This window comes from Peribacillus sp. B65 (assembly GCF_058513295.1).
In genome coordinates, this window is sequence record NZ_CP195840.1 from 3639953 (window position 1) to 3665577 (window position 25625).

The 25625-nt window shown below is 40.9% G+C and carries 20 protein-coding genes and 1 other annotated feature (1 of these 21 cut by a window edge); of the genes, 6 read left to right on the plus strand and 14 right to left on the minus strand.

What is annotated here, in order from left to right; all coding sequences use genetic code 11:
• Positions 1–184 (plus strand) — a binding site (T-box leader); it begins 38 nt to the left of the window's first position.
• Between the two features lie 64 nt (positions 185–248).
• Positions 249–1073 (plus strand): ATP-grasp domain-containing protein, encoded by an 825-nt coding sequence (locus ACSR9O_RS17795; RefSeq protein ID WP_491725487.1) that lies wholly within the window; start codon positions 249–251, stop codon positions 1071–1073.
• Positions 1074–1928: 855 nt separating this feature from the next.
• Here ACSR9O_RS17795 and galE read toward each other — a convergent pair.
• The 7 genes from galE to ACSR9O_RS17830 all read right to left on the minus strand — a co-directional run bounded on the left by galE (position 1929) and on the right by ACSR9O_RS17830 (position 11867).
• Positions 1929–2900 carry a UDP-glucose 4-epimerase GalE gene (gene galE / locus ACSR9O_RS17800; protein ID WP_427574716.1) on the minus strand — a complete coding sequence of 324 codons (972 nt, stop codon included), beginning with the start codon at positions 2898–2900 and terminating at the stop codon, positions 1929–1931.
• Between the two features lie 97 nt (positions 2901–2997).
• Positions 2998–6600, minus strand: a complete 3603-nt coding sequence (locus ACSR9O_RS17805) for a CDP-glycerol glycerophosphotransferase family protein (protein ID WP_491724851.1) — start codon at positions 6598–6600, stop codon at positions 2998–3000.
• A 156-nt stretch (positions 6601–6756) separates the two neighbouring features.
• Entirely contained in the window at positions 6757–7644 is an 888-nt protein-coding gene (galU, locus tag ACSR9O_RS17810; RefSeq protein ID WP_260356578.1) for a UTP--glucose-1-phosphate uridylyltransferase GalU, read from the minus strand.
• Between the two features lie 267 nt (positions 7645–7911).
• Positions 7912–9654, minus strand: a complete 1743-nt coding sequence (locus ACSR9O_RS17815; RefSeq protein WP_402944228.1) for a phospho-sugar mutase — start codon at positions 9652–9654, stop codon at positions 7912–7914.
• Positions 9655–9858: 204 nt separating this feature from the next.
• Complete coding sequence (locus ACSR9O_RS17820; protein WP_260356576.1) at positions 9859–10500, minus strand: NAD(P)-dependent oxidoreductase; 642 nt, start codon at positions 10498–10500, stop codon at positions 9859–9861.
• A gap of 264 nt (positions 10501–10764) precedes the next feature.
• Positions 10765–11175: a disulfide oxidoreductase gene (locus ACSR9O_RS17825; RefSeq protein ID WP_230177787.1), complete on the minus strand. Its 411-nt coding sequence runs from the start codon at positions 11173–11175 to the stop codon at positions 10765–10767.
• Positions 11176–11177: 2 nt separating this feature from the next.
• Positions 11178–11867 (minus strand): DsbA family protein, encoded by a 690-nt coding sequence (locus tag ACSR9O_RS17830; RefSeq protein ID WP_491724852.1) that lies wholly within the window; start codon positions 11865–11867, stop codon positions 11178–11180.
• A gap of 313 nt (positions 11868–12180) precedes the next feature.
• On the opposite strand from ACSR9O_RS17830, the gene ACSR9O_RS17835 reads away from it, so the two are divergent.
• Positions 12181–12630: an Rrf2 family transcriptional regulator gene (locus ACSR9O_RS17835; RefSeq protein ID WP_491724853.1), complete on the plus strand. Its 450-nt coding sequence runs from the start codon at positions 12181–12183 to the stop codon at positions 12628–12630.
• Positions 12631–12658: 28 nt separating this feature from the next.
• Here ACSR9O_RS17835 and ACSR9O_RS17840 read toward each other — a convergent pair whose 3' ends face one another.
• A complete protein-coding gene (locus ACSR9O_RS17840) occupies positions 12659–15751 on the minus strand; it encodes an SH3 domain-containing protein (protein ID WP_491724854.1) in 3093 nt (1030 codons plus the stop codon).
• A gap of 586 nt (positions 15752–16337) precedes the next feature.
• Here ACSR9O_RS17840 and ACSR9O_RS17845 point away from each other — a divergent pair.
• The 4 genes from ACSR9O_RS17845 to ACSR9O_RS17860 all read left to right on the plus strand — a co-directional run bounded on the left by ACSR9O_RS17845 (position 16338) and on the right by ACSR9O_RS17860 (position 18341).
• Positions 16338–16943 (plus strand): protein kinase family protein, encoded by a 606-nt coding sequence (locus tag ACSR9O_RS17845; protein ID WP_241589945.1) that lies wholly within the window; start codon positions 16338–16340, stop codon positions 16941–16943.
• Positions 16944–16977: 34 nt separating this feature from the next.
• Positions 16978–17421 carry a DUF6376 family protein gene (locus tag ACSR9O_RS17850; RefSeq protein WP_101224809.1) on the plus strand — a complete coding sequence of 148 codons (444 nt, stop codon included), beginning with the start codon at positions 16978–16980 and terminating at the stop codon, positions 17419–17421.
• A 119-nt stretch (positions 17422–17540) separates the two neighbouring features.
• Positions 17541–17969 carry an SRPBCC family protein gene (locus tag ACSR9O_RS17855; protein WP_491725488.1) on the plus strand — a complete coding sequence of 143 codons (429 nt, stop codon included), beginning with the start codon at positions 17541–17543 and terminating at the stop codon, positions 17967–17969.
• Positions 17970–18341, plus strand: coding sequence for an ArsR/SmtB family transcription factor (locus ACSR9O_RS17860; RefSeq protein ID WP_101224810.1), 372 nt, complete (start codon positions 17970–17972; stop codon positions 18339–18341).
• A gap of 46 nt (positions 18342–18387) precedes the next feature.
• Here the strand turns inward: ACSR9O_RS17860 and ACSR9O_RS17865 are convergent, their stop codons facing one another.
• The 6 genes from ACSR9O_RS17865 to ACSR9O_RS17890 form a co-directional block, all read right to left on the minus strand.
• Positions 18388–21237, minus strand: a complete 2850-nt coding sequence (locus tag ACSR9O_RS17865) for a YhgE/Pip family protein (protein WP_491725489.1) — start codon at positions 21235–21237, stop codon at positions 18388–18390.
• Positions 21238–21239: 2 nt separating this feature from the next.
• Complete coding sequence (locus ACSR9O_RS17870) at positions 21240–21746, minus strand: Rrf2 family transcriptional regulator (RefSeq protein WP_101224812.1); 507 nt, start codon at positions 21744–21746, stop codon at positions 21240–21242.
• A 171-nt stretch (positions 21747–21917) separates the two neighbouring features.
• On the minus strand, positions 21918–22292 hold the full coding sequence (locus ACSR9O_RS17875; RefSeq protein WP_272492803.1) for a thioredoxin family protein: 375 nt from the start codon (positions 22290–22292) through the stop codon (positions 21918–21920).
• A gap of 69 nt (positions 22293–22361) precedes the next feature.
• The gene (locus ACSR9O_RS17880; protein ID WP_491724855.1) at positions 22362–22907 is read right to left on the minus strand and encodes an alpha/beta fold hydrolase; all 546 of its coding nucleotides are present in this window, start codon (positions 22905–22907) and stop codon (positions 22362–22364) included.
• A 323-nt stretch (positions 22908–23230) separates the two neighbouring features.
• Positions 23231–24511, minus strand: a complete 1281-nt coding sequence (locus tag ACSR9O_RS17885) for a M20 family metallopeptidase (RefSeq protein ID WP_491724856.1) — start codon at positions 24509–24511, stop codon at positions 23231–23233.
• A 208-nt stretch (positions 24512–24719) separates the two neighbouring features.
• Positions 24720–25424: a VOC family protein gene (locus ACSR9O_RS17890; protein ID WP_491724857.1), complete on the minus strand. Its 705-nt coding sequence runs from the start codon at positions 25422–25424 to the stop codon at positions 24720–24722.
• Positions 25425–25625 lie beyond the last annotated feature (201 nt).

Below are 25625 nucleotides of genomic sequence, written 5' to 3' on the forward strand. Positions count from 1 at the left end.
TTCCAAAGAGAGCTGGTGCTTTGCTGAAAGCCAGTGTCCAGAATCTGACCGAAGATCATCCCCGAGAAGTAAAGCTGAAGCTTCAGTAAGCTTTACCGGTTTCCCCCGTTAAATGGGACAACGCATTAATGTGCGTTTGTTATTAAACAAGAGTGGTGCCGCGAGTTCAAATCTCGTCTCTTAAAGAGACGGGATTTTTTGTTTTTAACCTAATCAATGAAAATAACGGGAAAGCAGGTGCAGGAGTCATGCAGAAACTATTATTCGTAACGGATTTATACTATGAAGCAAAAGGAAGAAATTATTATGAGGAGGATTTGTACCTTACCTCGAAGCTTAGAGAAGATTTTCAGTTAGTACTTTGCCATCCTGAAGACATTGAAACGTTTGAAAAGGATTTTGACTTGATCGTCTTTCGAAATGCCGGTCCAGTAGCCAATTTTAAAGATAAGTATCTAGCATTCCGTAATAGAGTGGCTGCTGGTTATTTGAAAACGTACAATTCATTTGTTGGAAAGGCTGATATGAACGGGAAGGAATACTTAATTGAACTGACGAATGCCCAATTCCCTGTCATTCCGACCATCGATTCACTTGAATCTTTAAATAAACTTCCCAATGTGGAAACGTATATAGTGAAGCCGAAAGATGGCGCGGATTCCATTGGTTTGGAATTTGCCACGAAAGAAGAATTGGGAGATAAAATGGATGCAGAATCAAAGAACAAATTGGTACAGCCATTTATCAACTTTGAGTATGAAGTCTCTTTTTATTTTATCGATAAGGAATTTCAGTATGCCCTTTATGCCCCTGATAAAGAGAAAAGGTGGGAATTAAAAGAATATGCACCTACTGAAGCAGATCTGGCCTTTGCTAAACGATTTATACAATGGAACAATCTTGATTGGGGAATCCAACGCGTTGATGCCTGCCGGAATGAGCAAGGTGAACTTTTATTAGTAGAACTGGAGGATTTAAACCCCTATCTGTCCCTGCTGGAATTAACGAATGAAACACGTCAGAATTTTGTAGAAGCCATGAAAAAATCAATCCAAAAAGCTCTTCAGGCTTAGAATGAAAAAATTCGTGGACGGAATTAAGTGTGGTGTAGGTTGAATAAAGTGCGCGGACGGTCGAATGACTGGCGGGAACGGCCGATTACAGGGCGCCGTAGGTCGAATAACTGCGGGAACGGTCGATTACAGGGTGCGGTAGGTCGAATAACTGCGGGAACGGTCGATTACAGGGCTCGGTAGGTCGAATGACTGGCGGAAACGGTCGAATACAGGGCGCCGTAGGTCGAATAACTGCGGGAACGGTCGATTACAGGGCGCGATAGGTCGAATAACTGCGGGAACGGTCGGTTACAGGGCTCGGTAGGTCGAATGACTGGCGGGAACGGCCGATTACAGGGCGCCGTAGGTCGAATAACTGCGGGAACGGCCGATTACAGGGTGCGATAGGTCGAATAACTGCGGGAACGGCCGATTACAGGGCGCGATAGGTCGAATAACTGGCGGAAACGGTCGATTACAGGGCGCCGTAGGTCGAATGACTGGCGGAAACGGTCGGTTACAGGGCGCGGTAGGTCGAATAACTGCGGGAACGGTCGATTACAGAACGCGGTAGGTCGAATAACTGCGGGAACGGTCGATTACAGGGCGCGGTAGGTCGAATAACTGCGGGAACGGTCGATTACAGGGCGCCGTAGGTCGAATAACTGGCGGAAACGGTCGATTACAGGGCGCCGTAGGTCGAATAAAGTGCGTACCAGGATTTTAAAACAAGGCTTCCTCAGACAGTCGGCAGAAAGGGCGCGGATTTCTGAAATTAGCTGCAACATTCTTTACATAAAAAAACTGCAGGCAAACTCGCTTTTCTTCGAGTTTGCCTGCAGTCTGAAACGATTTTCGCGTCCCAAGGGACCATTAATTCATTTGAGATTTATGCCATTTCCACGCACTTTCAATGATTTCTTCCAAATCTATCGATGCTTTCCATCCAAGCTCTTCATATATCTTATTTGCCGAAGCAACCAGACGGGCTGGATCTCCAGGGCGACGTTCTGCATACTCTATGGTCGGTTTTACTCCTGTGACCTTTTCACAAGTGTCGATTACATCCTTAACCGAAAATCCTTTTCCATTCCCAAGATTGTAGGTAGCCGTATCCTTCTTCCTGGATAATAGGGCTTGAAGGGCGATTATATGAGCTTGTGCTAAATCCGTTACATGGATATAGTCACGAATGCAAGTGCCATCTTCTGTGTCATAGTCCGTTCCAAACACGGAAATCTTCTCACGTTGACCTAATAAATGCTGTAAAATAATAGGAATCAGGTGTGTTTCCGGATCATGACTTTCACCGATTTCTGCCGACGCATGTGCTCCAGCCGCATTAAAGTAACGCAAGACGACATAATGAAGTCCATATGCATTTGCAAAGTCCCCTAAGATCTGCTCTACCATCAATTTCGAGCGGCCATATGGATTAATCGGATTGGTTGGCTGATCTTCATCTATCATATCAACATTTGGTATCCCGTACGTAGCTGCCGTTGATGAGAAAATGAAATTCTTAACATCATGCTTGAGCATGGTATTCAATAATGTAAGAGTTGCACCTACATTATTATCATAGTATTTATAAGGATCTTGAACAGACTCCCCAACCAAGCTATTAGCGGCAAAGTGCATAACAGCTTTAATGGGATACTTAAGGAATATTTCATTCAAAACTTCCTCGTCCCCTAAATTCCCTTCCACCAAGATGGCCTTCGAATCAACCAGCGAACGAAAACCGGTTGAGAGATTATCCAGAATGACTACCTCTTCAGTATTCACTAACTCTTTTACAAGATGACTTCCAATATATCCTGCACCGCCAACGACCAAAATCATATAGAATTTCTCCTTTTACTGTAAGCTTAAATGAATCATTGCCAAACCTCGCAACCTATATATGTGAGGCTCTACTAATTATAAAGAACCCATCATTTTATAAGCATTTATTGAAGGTTTCCATGGCCAATCCATTATATTGGGTGTAATCAAACTTCGCTAGTTCAGGATTATCATTATTTACCATAGTAGATAAGCCCTTTTCCAGTCCATCTACGCTATTTTCGACAAGTAAACCATATTTACCGTTTTCCAAAACGGTTCGGTTAGCCACTATATCAGTAGCCATGATTTTCATTCCTAAAGTCATTGCTTCCAATAATACCATAGGCTGCCCTTCATAATGTGAGGAAAGAACGAAGCAGTCACATTTTTCCATGAACGAAAATGGATTTTCAAGCTGGCCTAAAAGATGAATGGAATGATTTAAGCCCAGCTCATCAATGATTGCCTGCAAATCTTCCTTTAAAGGTCCTTGTCCTAAAATATATAGTTTACTATTTTTGTGTTTTTCATGAAAGCCTGCGAATGCACGAATCAAATTATCTTGCCCTTTTTCTGGGGATAATCTTCCCATATTGACAAAGTTAAAATCATTTTTATCAGGATATGGAACGAATTGATCATTCACTTCCAATCCATGCACCTCTTGTACGATTAACGCCTGTTTATCGATCCAACCAATAGATATCCCGTCCAATAATATATGGGCATAAGTACCAAGTTGAGTAACCGCTTCTTTATCGAATTCCACGATCCGGCCATTAAAGGTTGGTCCATTTTCCAAGACCATGGCATCTTGCAGCCCATAAGGCTTATCCCAAATATGGTAATCGCCTAAGTTAATTTCGGCAGTGCCGCGCACTTCCCGTTCTTTTAACAGGATTGGCTCTTCTATGATTTCGAATGCCCCCGTATTTAACCAGCCTATTCTCTTATTATCGATTTCGAAAAGGTAATAGCCGCCTTTGTTGGTTCTGTTATACTTTACGATTCTGACGATTTGCCCTTCAAAATCGATTGCCTTGCTCACTCTTTTAGCCTTGTAGTTCGGATATGCCTTCGTCCAGATTGTATGGTCTTCCGGGTTAGTTATTTTACCGTACTTCTGATTACCGGTGTTTATTTCCTTCAGCGTTCTATTCTCAATCTTATCAATGAACTTTTTATTGTTTTTATAGTTTCTGGATATTATATACTTTCTTTTCATCATGATTTGCAGCTTGTCATTAAAGCTCATATCTTCATTGATTGTACAATGTTCAAGCATGGATAAAGCTGAATTATCTATCCAGCCTATTATCTTGTTTTTTACAGATATTCTGCTATAAATCGAATGCTGGGTTTTTGCTTCCCTATCGACTTTTACAATGATTCCTTTAAAATCATGACTGCCGGAAACTTTGTACGTTCCTTCGACTTTATACGGCAAGGACCAAATATAGTTCGATCGAGGTCTTACTAACCTTGCAATTTTATCCACTTCTTTTTCATAAATGATGCTGTCTGGCAACAGCTCCACAGCTTCTTCACTAATCCAGCCTATTATTTGATTGTCATGACTGAATTTGTAAAATGTCTTTTGATCAGCATGGGCTTTTCTCGAAATGACGATTTCAGCACCTTCAAATCGTTCTTCCAGTCGAAATTGGATTGAATTCGGGATTCCAGGAAGGGTATTCCAAACTTGATTATCCTTGACATCGGTTAATATCGCCCTTGCTTTGAAGTTTTCTGTGATCATTGCCTTTTCATCATGCTCGATAGCTTCAGATTCATTTGACTCGATTTGAAGGATTTTATCCGGGTTGATAGAATTCATTACATAATCAAATTTATCGAAGTCTGCATACTCCAATAGATTCTTTCGGTTTAATTCCATCGTTCCCTTAGAAACACTTACTAGCTTATCAAATCGATTGTATACCGAAAAAATCCCTCTTAGATTGATACGGTGAGGTCTCTTTCCATTAATGATGCGCTCACTATCAGAAAGCAAATCATTATGCATATAACAAACTTTCTTTTTTGCATCTGCCGCCAGCAGATATTTAGCCCAATAATGACTATAACCGCTAAAATCGATAACAAAATCAAACTTTGTTTTACCGAATAAACGTGCATGCTCCCTAATATAAGCATTTTCCGGGTAAAGCTTCTTCCCTAAGAAACCTCTTTCCCCTCTGTTATGGATGAATTTGTCTTTGTAGACTTCCAAAAATTTATACACAGGCAAGCCAGGTTTGAATAGAAAACGCACATTCTTATTGACCTTGCCCATATTTTTCAAAACCTCGTACGAGTGAGGGGTGGCAGTAAAACAGCTGACATCATATTTATCATAATCAATATTATTCATTAAGTTAAGGAATGAGGATGTAATTCCGTTATCCCTCAATCCGCCCGGATAAATCAATATTTTTTCCTTTGTGGAATCCAGCCCGGTAATTGTATTTAGTTGTTTCGTAGACTTATTGAAAATATTATTGACTATTCTTTCTGTTACTTTTCCATCCTCATGGTTCGTGAATTTTCCCTGCATTTTTTTATATTTATCGGAATATCTCAATTCCACATTTTTAATATCTTTAATGGCTAGTGCCAGTTCTTTTGAGTTAAAAAGCAGCGGTCCCGGAAGTTCGTCATTTTGGAGATATTGTCCCCTTTGCTCTGCATAAACGTCCGTATCCCAAGTGTAAAATAGAATTGGCTTATCGGTAACAAGGTAATCAAAGAATATGCTGGAATAATCCGTGATAAGCAAATCAACTGCAGCAAGCAATTCATTTGTATCCACATAGTCAGGTATTAGCACATCCTTGATTTCCGAGTGCTTGGCCGCTTCTTTATATAGAAATGGATGCACCTTAATAAATAGGTTATATTGTTCACCGATTTGACTTTGTAAATAGTTAATATCCGCAATGATTTGAAGAAGATCGTTATCCACTTTGGCAAGGTTCGTCCCCTTCCAAGTCGGGGCATATAAAATATTTTCTTTAGCATCACTGATTTTCAAACCTAGAGTCCTTAGATAATCCTTATACTCACCTGGATTCGTATTCAGCGTCAAATCGATCCTCGGATATCCTTCTTCTATAATTTCACCTTTATACAATCCATTTAACTTATAGCTATGTGTAAATATGTTGGTAGTATGGGCATTAGGGCTCAAAATGAAATCTGCACTCAAAAAGTTCCTGACAACGTTTTGAGAGACCGAAGGATTACCCGGTATATCAAAGCCCATATTCTTAAGGGGCGTTCCATGCCAGGTATTGATGTAAATTTGATCGCTTTTAGGGATGAAGAAAGACTGGAATGTGGAGTTATTGATTAAATACTCACTTGTTGCCAACCATTTTAAATATTCCTTTGAATTACGCTGAACGAATTGAACATTCGGCATATCCTTATACTTCGCCATTACACCTGAGAGGACACTGAAATCCTGGATGGACCAAATGTGCATAAAATCTTGATAGTCTTGATTTTCCAGCATATATTTAAACATCGCGTATGGACTGTCAGTCATACTGTTTCCATCACGACTCTCATATAGAATCGTGTTTTTTTGCACGCTTAATTTCTCATAATACTTTGCATATTTATTTACGCGCTTATGATTTTCCTTTAATAGGAAATTAGCGATAGGTTGTTTAAGGAAATCGACTTTTCTTTTTATTACCTTCTTATTCACTAAATAGGCATCCCCTTTTATGGATTTATATTCACCATTCAAAATTATGTTTGCCTTTCAATAACCAAAAATAACAACTATGAATGATCAATAGTTGGAGATTTTCTAAAGATGATTACTACATTAAATTAAAAAATTATGAATGGCAGTAAGAGTTTATTTGTCCACTGCCTTATGCATTTCGAGGATATTTTCCATTATTTTTATGATGTCGTCTCTTAAATCGGGTCGTTGCAGGGCAAATTCAATTGTCGTTTTCACAAAGCCATCGACAACACCGACATCATAGCGTTTTCCTTCAAAATCGTAAGCGAAGACTTTTTGGATTTCATTCAGTTTTTGGATGGCATCCGTTAACTGGATTTCACCGCCGGCCCCTGTTTCCTGCTTGGCCAGGAAATCGAATATTTCCGGAGTCAGTATGTATCTTCCCATGATGGCTAGATTGGATGGTGCCGTTCCTTGTTTTGGTTTTTCGACGAAACGGTTCACTTCGTATCTTCTGCCTTCTTGCGTAAGCGGGTCAATGATGCCATATCTATGCGTTTCGCTCTCATTTACCGGCTGCACCCCAATGATGGACGAACCTGTCGCATCATATTCGTTGATTAATTGGCGTAGTGAAGGAACATCGCTTTCAACGATATCATCGCCTAAAAGGACGGCAAATGGCTCATCACCAATAAAGTTACGTGCACACCATACAGCATGTCCGAGGCCTCTCGGTTCTTTTTGCCTAATGTAATGGATATTAGCTAAATTGGATGGGTATCGCACCTTCTCCAATAAATCGAATTTCCCTTTTTCACTCAAGTTATTCTCTAGTTCGTAAGCATTATCAAAATGATCTTCTATTGCTCGTTTATTCTTTCCAGTGACAATGATTATATCTTCGATTCCCGCTTTCACGGCTTCTTCTATAATATATTGTATAGTTGGTTTATCGACTATTGGCAGCATTTCTTTAGGCATAGCCTTCGTTGCGGGCAAGAATCTAGTGCCTAGTCCCGCTGCAGGTATAATGGCCTTTTTAACTTTTTTCATCCTTTGTAACTCCTTCATATTAAGATAAATCTACAAAAAACCCCATTTTTTTCTGAATCATCCTTTTCATAGTAACATAGACTCGTTTTTTGTAAATATCTTAACAGAAAAATTCCTTCTTTTGTAAACGCATCCATAAATTAAACTTCCAAGTAATGCAATAGCCCGCTTTCTTCTTGAAAAAAATAAGGCCTATCCCTGATATTTCAGGAAAAGGCCTTATTTTTCTTAATTATATGACTGATAGGTCCAAGGGCTCAGGATTATTTATTTAGCACTATTGATCATACCATGAATATTTTCCATGAAAGCATTCATGACCTGCTTCAATTTCAACTCGGCTTCTTCCATCGTTTCACTTTGGATCCCAAAATAGAATTTGATTTTAGGTTCTGTACCAGATGGCCGCAAGCATACCCATGTGCCATCCTCAAGGAAGTACTTAATTACATTTGATTTAGGTAAATCAATGACTTCTTCCTTATTTGTGCCCACCGTCAGCTTCACACCGCTTTGATAATCCTCCTGGATCGTTACAGCTTTTCCGGCAATTTGCTTTGGAGGAGCCTCACGGAACTGATTCAGTATCCCTTGAATCTGCCCGGCGCCTTCAATCCCCTTTAAGGTCAATGACTGAAGTCCCTCCAGATAATACCCGTACTTTTCAAAGATGGTAAGCAATCCTTCATATAGATCCATGCCCTGTTTTTTATAGTGGGCACAAACCTCCACCGCAAGAATGGCCGCTTGGATCGCATCTTTATCACGGGCAAAATCCTTGATTAAATAGCCATAACTTTCTTCATATCCGAATAAGAACGTGTGCTTGCCGCTATCCTCATATTCATTGATCTTTTCAGCGATGAATTTAAAACCCGTTAATACATCAACGGTCCCTAAACCATATTCCTTAGCGATTCTGCGCCCAATTTCAGAAGTTACTATCGTTTTTAAGACAACTCCATTGGAAGGTAAAGTGCCTTTCGCTTTCTTTTCTTTTAAAAGATAATCCAATATTAGTGCACCTGTTTGATTACCTGTAAGCACCACATATTCGCCATCTTTATTTTTAACGGCGATACCGAGTCGATCTGCATCCGGATCTGTTGCGATCAAAAGGTCTGCAGATACTTCATTTCCTAATTCAATGGCCATTTCAAAAGCTGCATGCTCTTCCGGGTTCGGGGATTGAACTGTCGAAAAATTGGGATCAGGCAATTCCTGCTCTTTTACAACGTGTACCTTGTCGTATCCCAGATCTTGTAAAGCACGTCTGACAGACTTATTTGCCGTGCCATGAAGCGGTGTGAATACAACTGTCACATCCACCTCTTCACTTAAATCTTTGTTTTCGGGCACAGTAAGCAATTTATCATTATAAGCGGTATCGATATCCTCTCCGACAATCTCAATGAGGCCTTGCGCTTTCAATGTCTCTTCATCTTTTACCGAAATGGCAAGTTCGTTTTCAATCGCATTCACGAATTCTATCACTACATCAGCCGTTGCCGGAGGAAGCTGTGCACCATCTGGCCCGTACACTTTATAGCCATTATATTCAGGGGGATTATGACTTGCTGTAATAACGATCCCAGCATAGGCATTCAGTTCACGAACGGCAAAGGATAACTCCGGCGTTGGCCTCAACTCATCGAATAGATAAGCCTTGATTCCTTCTGTAGCCAGGGTTTTGGCTGCTTCCAAGGCAAATTCAGGCGATTTAAAACGTGAATCGTAGGCAATCGCGACACCTCTGCGTTTTGCTTCATCACCCATCGATTGCAGATAATGGGCTAATCCCAATGTTGCTTTACGGACTGTATATAGATTCATCCGATTCGTACCTGCCCCAATTTCCCCGCGCATACCGCCTGTGCCGAATTCCAAGTTCTTATAAAACGCATCTTCTATATTCTTTTCATCATCTTGCATCTCGTTAAGTAATGATTTCATTTCATTATCAAGGGCTTCGAAGTTCACCCATGAGTCGTAAGAACATTTCCAATTCATCTTCTAATAGTCCTTCTTTCTTTGTTGGGAATTCTAAATGTTTCTACTAAAATCTAACAATAAAAATTAATAAAAAAAAGCCTCTATAGGACTTTATCGCTATATTATCTGCAAAAAATGGACATCAGTCAATATTTTTGGCAAAAATTTGTTATACATAATAGAAAAAAATGGACGTCACCATAAGGGGCGACGTCCACTTAATTATTCAGCTTCGGCAACAACGGTAAAGCGTTGGTTGATGTGCTTTGGAATTTCAATTTCATCAAGTACTGCAAGGGCAAAATCAGCATAACTTACATAGCTTTCACCCTTTGAATTTACAAGAAGGTTATCTTTCCCCAGTTTATACCCACCTGTTCTATTTCCTTGTGGATCAAAGAAGGCGGAAGGACTGATGAACGTCCATTGGATGCCAGTCGCATTTTGCAGATCTCCAAGGTTCTTTGATTGATTAAAGGCTGTTGCAAAGTATTCTTTAGGGAACTCAGGCGTATCCAGTACACGGATCGTTTTTGCCTCGTCAACGAAAAGGCTTCCAGCTCCGCCAACAACGATCAGTCTAGTTTGAGGCGCCCCTTTCATTGCGTCAATCAGGATTTTTCCTGCATCGACATGCAGATGTTCCTTCCCCGGAGCAGCGCCAAAGGCATTCACAACCACATCGAATTCTTTAAGATCCTCTGCTTTCAGATCGAATACGTCTTTTTCCAGTACGGATGATCCTTGGATTTGGACTTTGGCTTCATCCCTTACAATAGCCGTAACTTCATGTCCCCTAGTCAATGCTTCGTTTAAAATCAGACTTCCAGCTTTTCCGCTTGCACCAATAATAGCGATTTTCATATTAAATTCCTCCTATATATAGTTATAGAAACTTTAATTGTAACTAAATAGATTACATGTAATAATATAAGTTACAGGTTGCATCTTGTCAATATTTTTATTTTGGGGAGTTTCGGAGATATATTGGAGTTTTCGTCGATATATTGCAAGTTTCGGAGATATATCCAGTTTTCAGTCGATATAATTCAATTTTCGATGATATAACCGGATTTTCGTCGATATATATAAAAAAAGCACCATTCCTTTTAGAATGGTGCGCTTAAATTACATGTTTTTTTTCTTTTTCATTAGCAGTGCCATGCAGATTGTGATGAGCGTAAAAGCGATAAAGGCCAAAAACGGGATCGTGATGAATCCTAGCCAATTTATATACTCACCTGAGCAGGGAACACCGCTTTGGCACATTTCGAAATGCTGTAGTGCTGGAATTTTTTGCAGACTATAGTGATACCCTGACACCACCATGCCCAAAATCGATAATGGGAGGATGTATCGATAGATTTTCAGGTCCTGTTCATAAAAGGCCCGGCCCAATAAGATAACGAGCGGGTACATCAGAATCCTTTGATACCAACAAAAGGTGCAGGGTACATAATGGAGAATCTCACTAAAGTAGAGACTTCCGGCAGTGGCGATGATGGATAGGATCCAAGAAAATAATAGTGGCTTGTTCATCACTATTTCTCCTTCGCTGCATCATCAACCATTTTCACTAAATCATCGATTGTATTTCCTTCAAATTTCTTGCCATTGACAAATAAGGAAGGAGTTCCAGTAACGCCCAATTCGTCGGCCATCTCCATATCCTTGTTCCATCGGTCCTCGGACTTTTCGGCTTTAAAAGAGGTAACGACCTTTTTCACATCTTTGTCATTTGCAATTTCTTTCAATGTTTCTTCTAAGAACTTGTCCGTAAACACATCTTCCTTTTCATATTTCAGGTCAGCTGGCTGTTTATCGAACAAAAGTTCATGAAATTCCCAAAAGGTCTCATTTCCTAATTCCTGATAAACACTTTCCGCGAATTTAGCGGATCTGGTTGAATCGACGTTAATGAACGAATAATTCATGAAATAAAATTGCGCTTTTCCTGTATCAATCAATTCACTTTGTATAGAAGGAAAGAATTGCTCCTCGAATGTCTTACAGACTGGACATTTATAATCCCCAAATTCCACAATTTGCACAGGAGCCGATTTCTCTCCCAAATAAGGCTGTGCTTTATAATCGATTTCATTAACGGCAGTATCTTCGTCCTTCCCATTTGCCAAAAATATAAAGCCAATAATGATTACAGCGATTAACCCGATGATCCAAAACGTGAATGCAGAAGATTGTTTTTGATTACCCTTTTTTTTATTAGCCATCATATACCTCCATAACTTGTAGTTGTGTCATATTCATTATCCAGCCATAGCGGCAGATTTCAAGTTCCCCCTTCCTGCACCTTTCACCTGTAACTGATTCATTTACACGTTATAATATAAGTTTCACCATGCTGGTTTGTCAATTACACATACCTTTTATTTTTGCCTTTGCAGAAACGGCGTGACTTGACAAGGAAACGGTTAATGGATAAATATTATTCTTGCAGGCCATTATAACTTGTAACCACTTGAATTACATGTTAAATAATTTATACTATATAAGAATAGAGATTTTAAAGGAGAGAAAAAAGAGATGTCCATCAGTACCCGCTTTTCCGTAGGAATCCATATATTATCTCTTTTAGAAATAAACAAAGAAGGCGTTAACACTTCTGATTTTATAGCAAAAAGTGTAAACACCAACCCAGCCTTAATCAGAAAAATCACCGGCATGCTGAAGAATGCTGGTTTAGTGAATGTTCGGCCGGGTATCGCCGGAGCGACATTGGCCAAGGAATTATCGGATATCACTTTGCTCGATGTTTATCAAGCTGTCAACGTTGTCTCCGATAAAGAATTATTTGGAATCCATGAAAATCCTAATCCAGCATGCACTGTTGGAAGAAATATACAAGATGCAATAGAGCCTATCTTTTCAGTTGCTGAACTTGCCTTGGAAAAGGCATTGGGAGTGGTGACGATCGAGGATGTCGTCAAGGGTATTCTGGAAAAGGATAAAACTAATTTGCAAAAAAACACATGAGTCGGACTCATGTGTTTTTTCCTGTTTTCTATTTATACTTAGGAACTTCAATCGTCAATTTATAGGAATCTAGTAAACTATACAAATTATAAATCTGTTTCACTTGTTTTGTTGCCCAGCCAATATCAGTGGCATACTGGTGTGAAGCATATCCATATTTCTCTGCAGCTGTAGGATTCCATCTCATTTTGTAAAGCGTGTCCTGTCCAGCGGAGATATATCCTTTGGCGATGAATTCGGCACCGCCGATGATGGCCGCTTCTGGAGTGAACCAGCCTGCATTATAGGCGTATTGAGCGCCGCTGCTTAGTGCCGTTCCGTCAAATGCTCCCACTCCATACATATTATAGACCGTTTTCCCGTTCACCTTTACGCCAGTCGCTAACGGTGATGTGCCATTCCCGGTCTCCAGCAAAGCATGTGATATCAGGTAGATTTCATTGACCCCATATTTTTCACCTGCCGCAGTGAAGGTTGCAGCTTGGCCTTGTAAAATCCCTTTGCCTGAAAGGATTCGATTATTCACTTCTGAAACGTTCATATTGGTGACTTCGGAAAGCTTTACGAATTGGAATGAATTGACTGGATCATTCACAAAGTTATTTGGGTTAAGATTATATTCTATATCTTCCGGACTGGCATTTACCCATGTCTTGTTATAGTCCACCTCATACCAATAGTACCCATCAGAGCCCTTTACTTTCGATTTAATATTCAATGATTGATTATTGCTGACAGGACCGACTACCCAATAATTAGAACCAGCTCCGCCCCTGACACGCCATCCGGTTCCTTTAACCGTACCTTTGGATGAACTGATCAAAGTTAATCCATCTTCACGTATGTAGGTTTTATACTTTTTATCCGTTTGACCATTTACGGCCATTTGAATTTCAACCATCTTTTCCATCGTAAGGTTATACTCTTTATCAATCCTGATTATCGATCCATTCGAACTACCGGGACCTTCCGGTGCTTTGGCCGTTAAATATTGCGTACTGACATATCCGGTTTTTCCATTGGCCGTGACTCTTGACCAGCCATTGGACTCTGAATAAACCGTTACGGCCGTATTGTTTACAAGCTTGGCTATAATTGAAGCGGTAGCTGATGCAGCAGACCGCATATTCAGACTGGAGCCATCATTCACATTTACATATTTAACTGACGTGTTTCCTTCTTCGTCTGGATTCAACCCCGGTAAAGGACCAGGCTTCGTTGCTGATAGATATTGCGTATTGACATAGCCCTCTCCGCCATACGCTTTAATTTTTGACCAGCCATTTGATTCCGAGATGACATCTACCTCTACACCTCTTGCCAATTTCACAATGACGGAAGCACTTTCTGATGGCTTATTCCGCATATTCAGTGAACCCGTGCTGACATTTACATATTTCGTGGTCGTTTTTTCAGGTATGGATGGTTTGGATTCCGTTCCAGGCTTTGTCGTCGAAAGATAGTTAGTACTGACATACCCATCCTTCCCATTTGCCTTGATTTTCGCCCAACCTTTTGATTCCGAATACACCGTCACTTCAGTTCCTCTTGAGAGCTTTGCGACTATGCTCGCACTTTCCGAACCGCTTTTTCTCATATTGAGTGTTCCAGAGCTTACGTTTACATATTTCGTCGTCGTTTTTTCAGGTGTTACGGTCGTACCTGGTTTTGTTGTCGATAGATATTTGGCACTGACATGTCCGTCTTTTCCATTGGCTTTGACTTTCGCCCAGCCATTGGATTCCGAATAGACCGTCACTCTCGTTCCTTTTGAAAGCCTCGCGACTAAGCTGGCGCTTTCCGAACCGCTTTTTCTCATATTGAGCGTTCCAGAGGTTACGTTTACATATTTTGTCGTCGTTTTTTCAGGTGTGACAGCCGTTGATCCCGATCCTGGCTTTGCAGCAGATAGATATTTGGTATTGACATATCCGTCCTTTCCATTGGCTTTGACTTTCGCCCAGCCATTGGATTCCGAATATACCGTCACTTTCGTTCCTTTTGAAAGTATTGCGACTATGCTTGCGGTGGCTTTCCCACTTTTTCGCATATTGAGTGAACCCGTGCTCACATTCACATATTTCGTCGTCGTTTTAGCAGGTGTGGCTGCCGTTGATCCCGATCCTGGCTTTGTAGCAGACAGATACTTGGTGCTGACATATCCGTCCTTTCCATTGGCTTTGATTTTCGCCCAGCCTTTCGATTCCGAATACACCGTCACTTTCGTTCCTTTTGAAAGTATTGCTACAATGCTTGCGGTAGCTTTTCCACTTTTCCGCATATTAAGTGAGCCCGTGCTCACATTCACATATTTCGTTGTCGTTTTAACCGTTGCCCCAGCTTTGGTTACCGTTCCGGGCTTCGTTGCCGATAGATACTTGGTACTGACATATCCTTCTTTTCCATTGGCTTTGATTTTCGCCCAGTCTTTCGATTCCGAATACACCGTTACCTGTGTTCCTCTTGTCAACTTCGCGACCAGGCCAGCACTATCACTACCGCTTTTTCGCATATTAAGTGAACCTGTGCTCACATTCACATATTTTGTTGTCGTTTTAACGGTTGCCGCAGCTTTGGTTACCGTTCCAGACTTCGTTGCCGATAGATACTTGGCACTGACATAACCTTCTTTTCCATTGGCTTTGATCTTCGCCCAGCCTTTGGATTCCGAATACACCGTCACCTGTGTGCCCCTTGTCAGCTTCGTGACTATGCTGGCACTATCACTGCCGCTTTTTCGCATATTTAGTGAACCTGTGCTCACATTCACATATTTCGATGTCGTTTTAATGGTTATTGCAGTTTTCGATAAAGTCCCCGGCTTTTTTGCCGATAAATACTTGGTACTGACATATCCTTCTTTCCCATTGGCTTTGATCTTCGCCCAGCCTTTGGATTCCGCATACACCGTTACCTGTGTGCCATTTGCCAGCTTTGCAACTATGCTTGCACCTTCCGCCCCGGTTTTTCTCATATTGAGCGATCCGGAATTTACCTGTACAAACATGACGTCTTCAATATTGGCCTGTTCCGCATGTAGTGGAGCTGCAGATATTTTTTCTTCGAAAGCAACTGTCGACAACACTGCAAAACAGAAAGTTGGTATAATTAATTTCTTCATCTCATTCTCCCTACTAAAGAATTATTTTTTTAACATTTATTTAAATATCGGTTAAAATTAGTATGATAATATAGGTAAATATACTTATTCGTTTAAAATATATCATATCCCTTTAGATCTACAGGGAGATAAACTGGATTGTAACATAATAGTAAACTAATAGACATTTAAGTAATTTAATAGAAATATTCGCAAAGAAACTTACGCGACAGGCAAATGATGGATATAAAGTATATTGATATAATTACTTATCACTCAAATAAATAAGGATGAGACGAGCATCTTTCTGCCTAAATCGAATATATATATAGGGTAAGCATCGATCTTATATTTGACGGATTGATGCAATAACCTATATAATTACTGTATATAACTTATAAGAATCCTTCTGTTAAGGGGAGTAGCTATTCAATAAAGTCGTCAGTACAGGATTGAATCCTCGGCTTTATTGGCAACTGATTTTAGTTGTTTGCAAGACCTTGCCGATTATTTGGTGAGGTCTTTTAATTTTTAAAAGACGGTATAACCACTAATCGGTTATACCGTCTTTTTTGATTCGAAAAATCGCACAATAGAGGTGAAAAGTATGCAGAACTATAATGAATTAGCTCAAAGCGTTAAGATTTCCGATGATAAAAAGCATATATTGCTTGATGCCGCCCCATCTTTATCACTGATCGGAAAAGGCCGAAGCGCATATGTATTCCGAATACATTCCACCAATAAGGCACTAAAAGTGTTTTTCCCGGATCATACACACACAGCTAAAGTTGAAGCTGAAATATACAAAACCGTCCAATCCATCGAATACTATCCAACCCTATATGATGCGGGGGTAAATTACCTGGTTATAGATCACATTGAAGGCAATACTCTTTTTGAATGTTTAACATTGGGAATCCCGATAACGGAAGAAAACATTGCGGAGATAGACCATGCCCTGCAATTGGCAAGGAAAGAAGGATTGAATCCTTCGGATATCCATTTACGAAACATCTTCATCACTTCTGAAAAAAAGGTGAAGATCATTGACGTTGCAAGGTTTAAGCAAGTGAAATCCTGCAATCAGTGGCACGACTTGAAAAGTGCATTTCACCTTTTCTATTCGAAGTCATTTTTTCCGAAGAAGATCCCCAGCTTCATACTGAATTCCATTGCAGCGATTTATAAAAAGAGATTTCTGCCCATCTGATCCTTACTATAAAAAAATCACATTGGAGGCACATATGAAAAAAATAATGACCATTGCCCTACTGTCCATCCTTACATTAAGCGGATGCTCAGCTTTAGAAGAAGTCAATTCATCATTGGAGTATGCAGATAATGCGACGGAATATGTAAATACCGTTAAGGATTTTTCCAATGAGGTGCCCGCATTGTCACAGGACGCCGTCACGAATGACGAAGCAAGAGCAAATCTTGAAAAAGAATTGGAATTGATGAAAACGGAGATTGAAGAATTCAATGCAACCGAACCACCAAAAATAGCTGAAGGCATCCATGAAAAGATCGTCAGCTCAAATCAACAGCTTTCAGATGGCATTGAATTATATCTGAATAATATTGAGAATGGCCAAATTGATCCTAAAGCATTGGAAGATTCAGAGATAATGAAATCAATCGATAATATAACAGGATTGGCAAAACAAATTGAAGAGTTGGGAAATTAAACATTCTTCAATGAATAAAAAGAGATCGCTTGAAACAAATTATTGACATGAAACCAAAAGGTTTTATATAATCAACAAAGCAAAACCAATTGGTTTCATATTTTCACTTAAAAAGGAGAATCAGTATGGAAAATACATTACAGGATATCAAGAAGACGATTATTCTTGAAGCACCTATCCAAAAAGTTTGGGATACAGTTTCAACTGCAGAGGGCATAGCTTCATGGTTCATGCCAAATGATTTTCAACCAAAAGTGGGAGATGAATTCCATATGCAATCACCCTTCGGTCCATCTCCTTGTAAGGTAATGGAGTTAGATGCCCCTTATCGCCTTTCATTCAGTTGGGATACGGACGGTTGGTTCATTTCATTCATTTTAAAAGAACTGGACGGCAAAACGGAGTTCACCCTTATTCATGGCGGTTGGAAAGAGCCGGAAACGATTCTTCCGAAACCGAACGAAAAAAGCTCAGTAATTCGCGATAGAATGAATCATGGCTGGGAACAGATCGTTAACCAAAAACTTAAAAAGGTTGTTGAGGGCTAAGTGTCTGCAACAGAAAAACATGATGTATTTCAGGCTATCGCAGACCCGACCCGCCGAAAGGTCCTGCAGTTGCTTGCTGAAGGGGATTTACCCATTTCAGAAATCACTTCTCACTTTTCCATGAGCCGTACGGCGATTGCCAAGCATCTTCATATCCTTTCTGAAGCTGAATTGGTAAGTGGCCGGAAGGTAGGAAGAGAGAAACGCTTTCGACTTCAGCCAGAACCTTTAGCAGAATTGAAACAGTGGCTTTCATTTTACGATCAATTCTGGGATAACAAATTATCCATCCTTAAACATGTGATTGAAAATTCAGGGGAAAATGGATTGAAAGTCATCGAAAAAGAAAAGGACAAGGATAAACCATCATAATGAAGAAAACCCCCGGCGCATTGCACTGGGGGTTTTCTTCATTTGTTTATGCATCCATCTCAATATTGTGTACTTTGCGCTTCTTGATGACCATCGTCAGCAATAGCAGCAGATTAAAGACAATGATGCATCCAGTAAGGAACACTATACTAGTTGTCAATGCCTCCGCTCCAAGGCTCGTACTCATCGCCTGACGGAAGCCCATGACAGAGTATGTCATCGGTATGAACGGGTGAACATGACTGAAGAAGTTATTGGTCAGTTCCACAGGGAACATCCCTCCGCTTGCACCTAGCTGTAGTACAAGGAATATCATCGCCAATAAGCGACCTGGATTTCCAAACCCTACGGTCAAGAAGGTAACGATGAACATGAAGGTAAGGGAAGTCAGTATGGAAACCCCAATGAATTGCCCCATATTCTCGACCTGTAAATCCATTCCCCAAATCATGATCGCATCCAACACTAATGCAGAAAGCGTCGCTTGGATGAATAGGACCGTAAATTTACTGAACCACCATGCAAATCCTGATGTAGGCCTAGTAGAAGGCAAGCCTGTCGGGAATCCCATATTGAAGGCAATGGCTCCAACAAATAACCCAAGAGACAATACATAAGGAGCCAGTGCATGACCATAATTCGGCACGTCACTGCTTTTTTGTTCTTTAACCTGTGTCGGTTCAGCAATCATGCTGTAATTATCATCGGTTGTTTTATTTTCACTTATTTCTTCTGCACCATCACTGAGTTTTTCCGAAAGCTCGACCGTTCCATCTTTAAGTGAGGAGATTCCATCACCCAATTTACCGGAACCTTCAGCAAGTGCTGATGAACCTTCATTGATCTTACCTGCGCCATCAGCAAGCTGGATGACTCCATTGCTCAAAGTAGGCAGATTGCTTGCCAATTGTTCAGTGCCTTTAACAAGTGCTGATGAGCCCTCGTTCAATGCCGCTGAGTTGGCATCCAGTTGATTGGCACCATTAGCAAGTTTGCTTGCCCCTTCGCCAACTTGGCTAACACCAAATGCGTACTTCTCAAGACCATTTCCAAAGGAGGATGACCCTGCTTGCAGTTGTGAAACTCCATCAACCAATTGACCAGATCCCTCAGTTAGTTTTGAAAGGCCATTATTTAACGAGGAACCGCCTTGAGCTAACTGGTTGATCCCCTTCACTAATTCTGGTGTCCGTTCATTTAAACTTTGTGTTGCCGCCGTTAATTGATTGCTTCCTTCAACAGCTTCATTCATGCCGCCATTTAATTGGGTCGCACCAGGAATCAATTGTTCTTCCAGCGCATTCCTTATTGCCGTATATCCGCTTAACGCAGAAACGGCGTTTGGATTGACTTTATTCACCGCATTATTTAAATTGGCCACTTGTTCCGGAAGCTGGCCCAATCCATTCAATACAGGCATTACTTTATCCTTTAATTGCGTTGATAAGTCGGATACACTTGCAGCAAGAGTCGCTGCGATTTGTTTTTGTGCTTCCGCCTGGCTTTGAAGTTCATTTTGAACCGCTCCGATTAATTCGGATTGTTGCTCACTGGTCATGCTTTTGAAGGCTTCCGTGTTTTGAACGGCATTGATCGTGCTCTGGCCATTATTTGCAATCGTTGATTGAAGTTCCGTCAACGCCGCTTGACTGTTATTGAGGTCTTCGGTAATGCGGGATACGGTACCGGACGCGCTGCTTCCTGCGGGAACCGCTTCTTGCAATTGATTAACACCGCTTTGAATGCTTGTCAGTCCTTGCTTAAGCTGATTCAACTGTTCTTCTGCGGGTAATTGGCCATCCATTTTTTTCAGGCCGTCATTTAACGCCTGGCCTCCTTCTGCCAGTTTATTGATTCCCTCATTTAAACTCTGCTGACCTGCTGCCAATTTTGGAATTCCAGTCGATTGGTCTGTCAGCTGGCTTGCATTTTGTGATAATTGATTCAACCCATCATTCAAATTCGCACTGCCTGTTTGCGCTTGTGCCAATCCAGTATTTAAAGTTTGCGCTCCTGGAACCACTTTGGCCAGCCCAGTGGACAGTTGGGAAGAACCTTGTATAAGTGCTTCACTATTATTACTTAATTCCCCTGTGCCTGATGCGAGTTCGTCCGCACCCTTTTGCAACTCACCGACACCGGAAGTGTATTGTGAAATTCCCTTATTTAATTCCGACGCGCCACTTTCAAGCTTATTGGTTCCTTCCAAAAACTCGCCAACGCCAACTTGAAGTTTATTCGCTCCATCTTTAAAGGTTAATGTGCTGGAAGCTAATTTATTCAGATTTTCTGTCACTTCTTTGTTTCCATCATGCAGTTTTTCAGCACCGTCATCCAGTTTTGATGCCCCATCTGCTGCATCGCCGAATCCTTCTCCGATTTGATCCAGTTGTGAGAAGATCGCTTCCGCATATTCTTTTGTGACACTTTCGGCAATTTCCGTTTTCAAATTATTCGTTGCCTGTTTTCCGACCGTTTCAGAAACGAAACTGCGTCCAGGATTCACGTCATACGTTAAATTCATTCTTTTTGGCTTATCATCCATGACGGTTGAAGCATTTTTTGAAAAGTCTTCCGGAATGGTGACGACCATATAATATGTACCATCATCGAATCCTTTTTTCGCCGCTTTTTCCGTTACGAAATGCCATTCTAAATCATCATTGTCCTTTAATTGCTCGATTAGCTCATTACCGACTGTTAAGGTTTTCCCCTCATATTCCGCCTTCACATCCTTATTCACGACCGCAACAGGTAATTTGCCTGTATTTCCGTATGGATTCCAGGCAGAACTAAGGAATAACCCCCCATAAATAATCGGAACGAACAGTAAAACGATTGCCACACCGACCAGTTTTCGATTTGTAAGGAAAAGCTTCCATTCTTGTTTAAGCATGTTCACTTCTTTTCACCTTTCTTTTCACGCAGTACATCACTCAATGACGCGGTATTCCAATTAAGAGTCGGTATGTCCGTGGTGCCAAAGCTTTCTTTAAGCAAATCCGCCACTGTCTGACTGGAAAAGAACTCTATTAAAAGTTGATCCGCCCGAGAAAACATCCGACGAAGGACATCCATTCCCTTCTCTGCATACTCTCCATCTTTAAACGCTTTTTCTATAAGTCCTGTATCCGGAAACATCGAAATGGGACCTTCCATCGCCTCAATTATTTCAAGGTTTTTAATCTTATCTACGCTTTTGGCAAGAGTAAGGCCGCCGTTATTACCAGGAACGGAAGTGATTATCTGCTTTACGACCAATTTCCTTATGATTTTTTTCAAATAAGAAGGAGACACCTCTAATCGCCTGCTGATCTCATTAGACGAAAGCGGAATATTTTTATCCTGGGTAGAGAGTATTACGATGATGCATATAGCTTGCTCTACCCCTTTTGTTAATTGCAAATCAGTTCACCTCTTTTAGTATGTATGTGGATATCATATATCCATAATGGATATTCGGTATCTATAATTAAAACCCGTTTCACCTTAGAAATCAAGTCATTTCTAGAAAAAATTTCTAAAAAAAAAAAAGATGAACCCCTCATTACAGCACCATGGGGTTCACCTTTTCTTTTATAGGTCTTTTAAAAATTCATTGACCGCCTCTGGAGTTTTAGCATTTGCACTGTGCAGGTGAGCAACCTTTTCCCCATTTTTAAATACTAAAAGTGATGGGATTCCCATTACCGTTTGCTCTTCGGAAATCTCAGGGAACTCGTCACGATCGATCGTAAACCACTGTTTGTCTTGATGTTCTTGAGTGATCTCATCGATGAACATGTCTAAACGTTTGCAGTCCGGGCACCATGTAGTCGTAAAAATCCCGACCGTCAGTCCCTCTTGGTTGATTTGTTCACGATATTCTTGTTCTGTATTGATATTTTTCATGATTGTCTCCTCCGGGCTTTTCTTATCATCATACTTTAATCCATGAATTAATGTACTCAAGGATTAATATATAATTAATTCCTTCACAGTACAAACGGTTTATCCTAAAAGTATCTAACTCTTGCCCGGTTATGCTTTGCGCGATGCCACCTTTTCTTTGTGTCCAAATCTCTCGTTTATGAAAGAAGAAATCCTCGAAATGAATTCCCTATTTTCATCGATGAAAAGATAGTGGCAGCTTTTTTCAAAAATGATCAATTCACTGTCAGGTATCTTTTCGGCGATGAGAATCGATGCCTCTACAGGAGTGATCCAATCGTGACGGCCTCCTGCCACTAATGTTGGACACTCTATTTGATTCAACTGGTCCACTAAGTCAAATGTTTTTAAAAATTTGACCCCTTCATTAGCCGCTTCCAAATTAAAATTCGATTTCTTCTTTCTCATTATCTCTTTTTCCGCTTCAGATCTTACTTTTCCCCTTGATGAATAAAAATAGAGCGGTTCCATGACTATACTGAATTCAGCCATTTGCTGTTTTTCCATAGTCCCCTCAAATAGAAGTCTTGCCATCCTTCTTTGATCATCCGTCCCGGTTTCCTCTATTTTCACCAACGCCTCTTCTCCGAAAATATGACTTGGCAGTACAACCAGGTCTTGTTTAAGTTTTTTCATTCGTTATCGCACTTTTTTCTACCCGTCCGCTCCTCATGGTTCGGGGTGTCACTTACGAACCTCTTTGGCCACAAAACTGAAAAAGCCTGAAGCGGTTTTCTGCTCCAAGCTTTTTTTAGCTTTTGGTCTTCATGTAAATGTAAAACAAAGTTTGATCAAAACACACTATAAATATTTAGTTTAGCTAAAGAATTAATACCATCGAGTATATAAATAATCCCACCAATAACCACCACCATATACACCTTGAAAGAGAACATTAGCAGTAGCACGTGCAGTATACCCTGCATCGTTAACCTGCATAAAGTTTAATGAAAATAGGTTTAAAATGATCTAAGATACTTCACTGCCGTCTCAGCATATATCTCGGCAGATTCCACTAAGCTCTCCACTGAAACCCGCTCATCGTACCCATGGATAGTTTGTTCCAGCCCAGGACCATAAAGGACGGTGTCAATGCCATGGCGCCGGAAGTGACTGGCATCACTTGAACCAAGCAAAAGTAAGCTGAAGACGGGTTCCTCCATTCCAAGGACACGCTGAATTCCCAGTTCTATGGCCCTTACAATTGGACGATTCTCTAAGGTCCAGTTCGGGTTAGTACAGGGTACTATAGGCTCTACAATCGCACCTGGCGCTACAGCACTAACAAGATTCCTAGCGACATCAAGTACAAACTCGGACTTCATACCGAATGGAACCCGGGTATCCACTTTAATGATACACTTGTCTGCGACGACGTTCACATTTGTTCCGCCCTGGATTACACCTGGATTGTAAGAGGGACGATAAAGTAACTGTGACAATAAGGGATTTCCTGGATACTGAGATAGGAGCCACTCAGTATTGTACAAAAGTTGACAAGGCTCTGCCGGAGGCGTTGCCTTGAGCTCCCATAGCTTGGTTAGTGCTTCGACCGCGGCTGCCCCTCTTCGTATGGCGGAGATTCCATAAAGCGGTTGTAGGCTGCCATGATCTGCCTGACCTGGTATGAACACCTGCATCCATGCCTTGCCCTTTTCGCCGGCATTCGGATGGTGGGGGTCCGTTGGTTCACCAATCAGACAAGCATCACCTTTAATCAATCCTTGTTCCAGGAGCGAGGCCACCTCAATGCCGCCAGTCTCTTCATCCGGAGAGGCAATAACTCCTAGGCTACCTTTCAAATTAAGAGCGGGGGAGAACTCCTGAAGTAGCCCAGCCACAAAAACCAGTGATGCCAAGCCTCCTTTCATATCGGAGGCTCCCCTACCCAAAAGCATACCCGCTCTGACTTCTCCAGAGAAAGGATCGAAGGTCCAATGTGAACAATCGCCAGCAGGTACGACATCTGTATGTCCACAAAATAGGAGCCGTGGACCAGGTACCCTGGTTAAGGGAGCATCACAGACCACGGTAACCAACGAATTTTCGCTACGGCGGTGCTCGGTAATCAAGAACCCTTTTGCTGCTAGGTATCGGCTAATATGGCGTCCCATTTCTGCTGACCGCTTCTTAAACTCGGGCGATGGGTTTTCAGATGGAATTCGAATAAATGAAGCAGCAAGTTCGACTAATTCCTGTTGCCTTGACCTTATCAGCTGCCGGATTATTCTGGTACTCATATAAATTCATCCCCTCCATGTCCAGCATTAGCCGCAGTATTTCTATACTATTCTATGTACTGTTCCTAGATCATATTTCTGAGGCTAAAAGTGGGGAAACATTTGATACATGTTATTTTAAAGTCTCGTTCAATGCTATAGTTAAACTTAATGAGCCAAAGATATATAGGGGTAATGCCTAACCTCCGTTATCTTAACAGCAATTCTTTCAACTATTTGGCTGATTATACTTGACTGGTTTTAATTTCATAAATCCTTTGCCATCCAATGAAATATCCAGTTGCTGATTTATGACTAGCGAAAGCGGAAAGATTTCCGACTCTTTATCCGAGAATATCCAACGCCGTTTCCTTGGACCTAAAAGTAAAAATGAACCTGCTTCATGTTCCCCCATGAAATTCAATCCATCTTCACTTATCGCCTCACCCTTCCTTACAGGTACACCATTACTGATCAACTGATTTCCCAAAGCCCTGACTTCATCTGTCGTAATGTTTATTTCACTGATGCACAGGACGTTTTGTGCTGAAAAAGACTCAGCCTCGGATTCGGGTGATACGGAATATCTCGATATGAACTCGACAATGTTGCCTGAAGGGTCTAAAAAATAAAAAGAATGTGCGTCTGAAAAGCTGAAATAAACTTCGTCATCATCATCTTCTCTAGTCAATTTCACTTTTGATTTCGCCCATGCTTTTGCCGAAGTAAATAAATTGGTCGGTATGTTCATGGCAAAATGGTAAAAAGGCTTTCCTTTGTGATGATATTTTTTAATTTCAAGCACACTTTCCCCTGCCTTTATTACAAAACCATCATCAGTTTGCGATAAAAACTCAAATCCTAACACATCAACATAAAAACTCCGCATTTCATCCCAGACATGACTGTACAAAGTGACCTTATTGATAATCAACGTTCAATCCCCCTCCATTTAACAAATATTGTAAAGATATCCTGCATTTATGCAAACATTCCGTACTATTCAAAATCTATATAATTCTATTCACCCTCCCTTTTTTCACCATAAATATCCAATGAATTAGCGACAAGCCAACTCAAAAAGGACCACCAAATCGGTGGTCCTCGCTTCAGCTTCATTGAAGATCTCGCAGTT

Bases quoted from the DNA above. Each gene is read 5' to 3' on its own strand.
- ACSR9O_RS17795 (WP_491725487.1), top strand. From the start codon at position 249: ATGCAGAAACTATTATTCGTAACGGATTTATACTATGAAGCAAAAGGA.
- galE (WP_427574716.1), bottom strand. From the start codon at position 2,900: ATGATTTTGGTCGTTGGCGGTGCAGGATATATTGGAAGTCATCTTGTA.
- galU (WP_260356578.1), bottom strand. From the start codon at position 7,644: ATGAAAAAAGTTAAAAAGGCCATTATACCTGCAGCGGGACTAGGCACT.
- ACSR9O_RS17815 (WP_402944228.1), bottom strand. From the start codon at position 9,654: ATGAATTGGAAATGTTCTTACGACTCATGGGTGAACTTCGAAGCCCTT.
- ACSR9O_RS17820 (WP_260356576.1), bottom strand. From the start codon at position 10,500: ATGAAAATCGCTATTATTGGTGCAAGCGGAAAAGCTGGAAGTCTGATT.
- ACSR9O_RS17825 (WP_230177787.1), bottom strand. From the start codon at position 11,175: ATGAACAAGCCACTATTATTTTCTTGGATCCTATCCATCATCGCCACT.
- ACSR9O_RS17830 (WP_491724852.1), bottom strand. From the start codon at position 11,867: ATGGCTAATAAAAAAAAGGGTAATCAAAAACAATCTTCTGCATTCACG.
- ACSR9O_RS17835 (WP_491724853.1), top strand. From the start codon at position 12,181: ATGTCCATCAGTACCCGCTTTTCCGTAGGAATCCATATATTATCTCTT.
- ACSR9O_RS17840 (WP_491724854.1), bottom strand. From the start codon at position 15,751: ATGAAGAAATTAATTATACCAACTTTCTGTTTTGCAGTGTTGTCGACA.
- ACSR9O_RS17845 (WP_241589945.1), top strand. From the start codon at position 16,338: ATGCAGAACTATAATGAATTAGCTCAAAGCGTTAAGATTTCCGATGAT.
- ACSR9O_RS17850 (WP_101224809.1), top strand. From the start codon at position 16,978: ATGAAAAAAATAATGACCATTGCCCTACTGTCCATCCTTACATTAAGC.
- ACSR9O_RS17865 (WP_491725489.1), bottom strand. From the start codon at position 21,237: ATGCTTAAACAAGAATGGAAGCTTTTCCTTACAAATCGAAAACTGGTC.
- ACSR9O_RS17880 (WP_491724855.1), bottom strand. From the start codon at position 22,907: ATGAAAAAACTTAAACAAGACCTGGTTGTACTGCCAAGTCATATTTTC.
- ACSR9O_RS17885 (WP_491724856.1), bottom strand. From the start codon at position 24,511: ATGAGTACCAGAATAATCCGGCAGCTGATAAGGTCAAGGCAACAGGAA.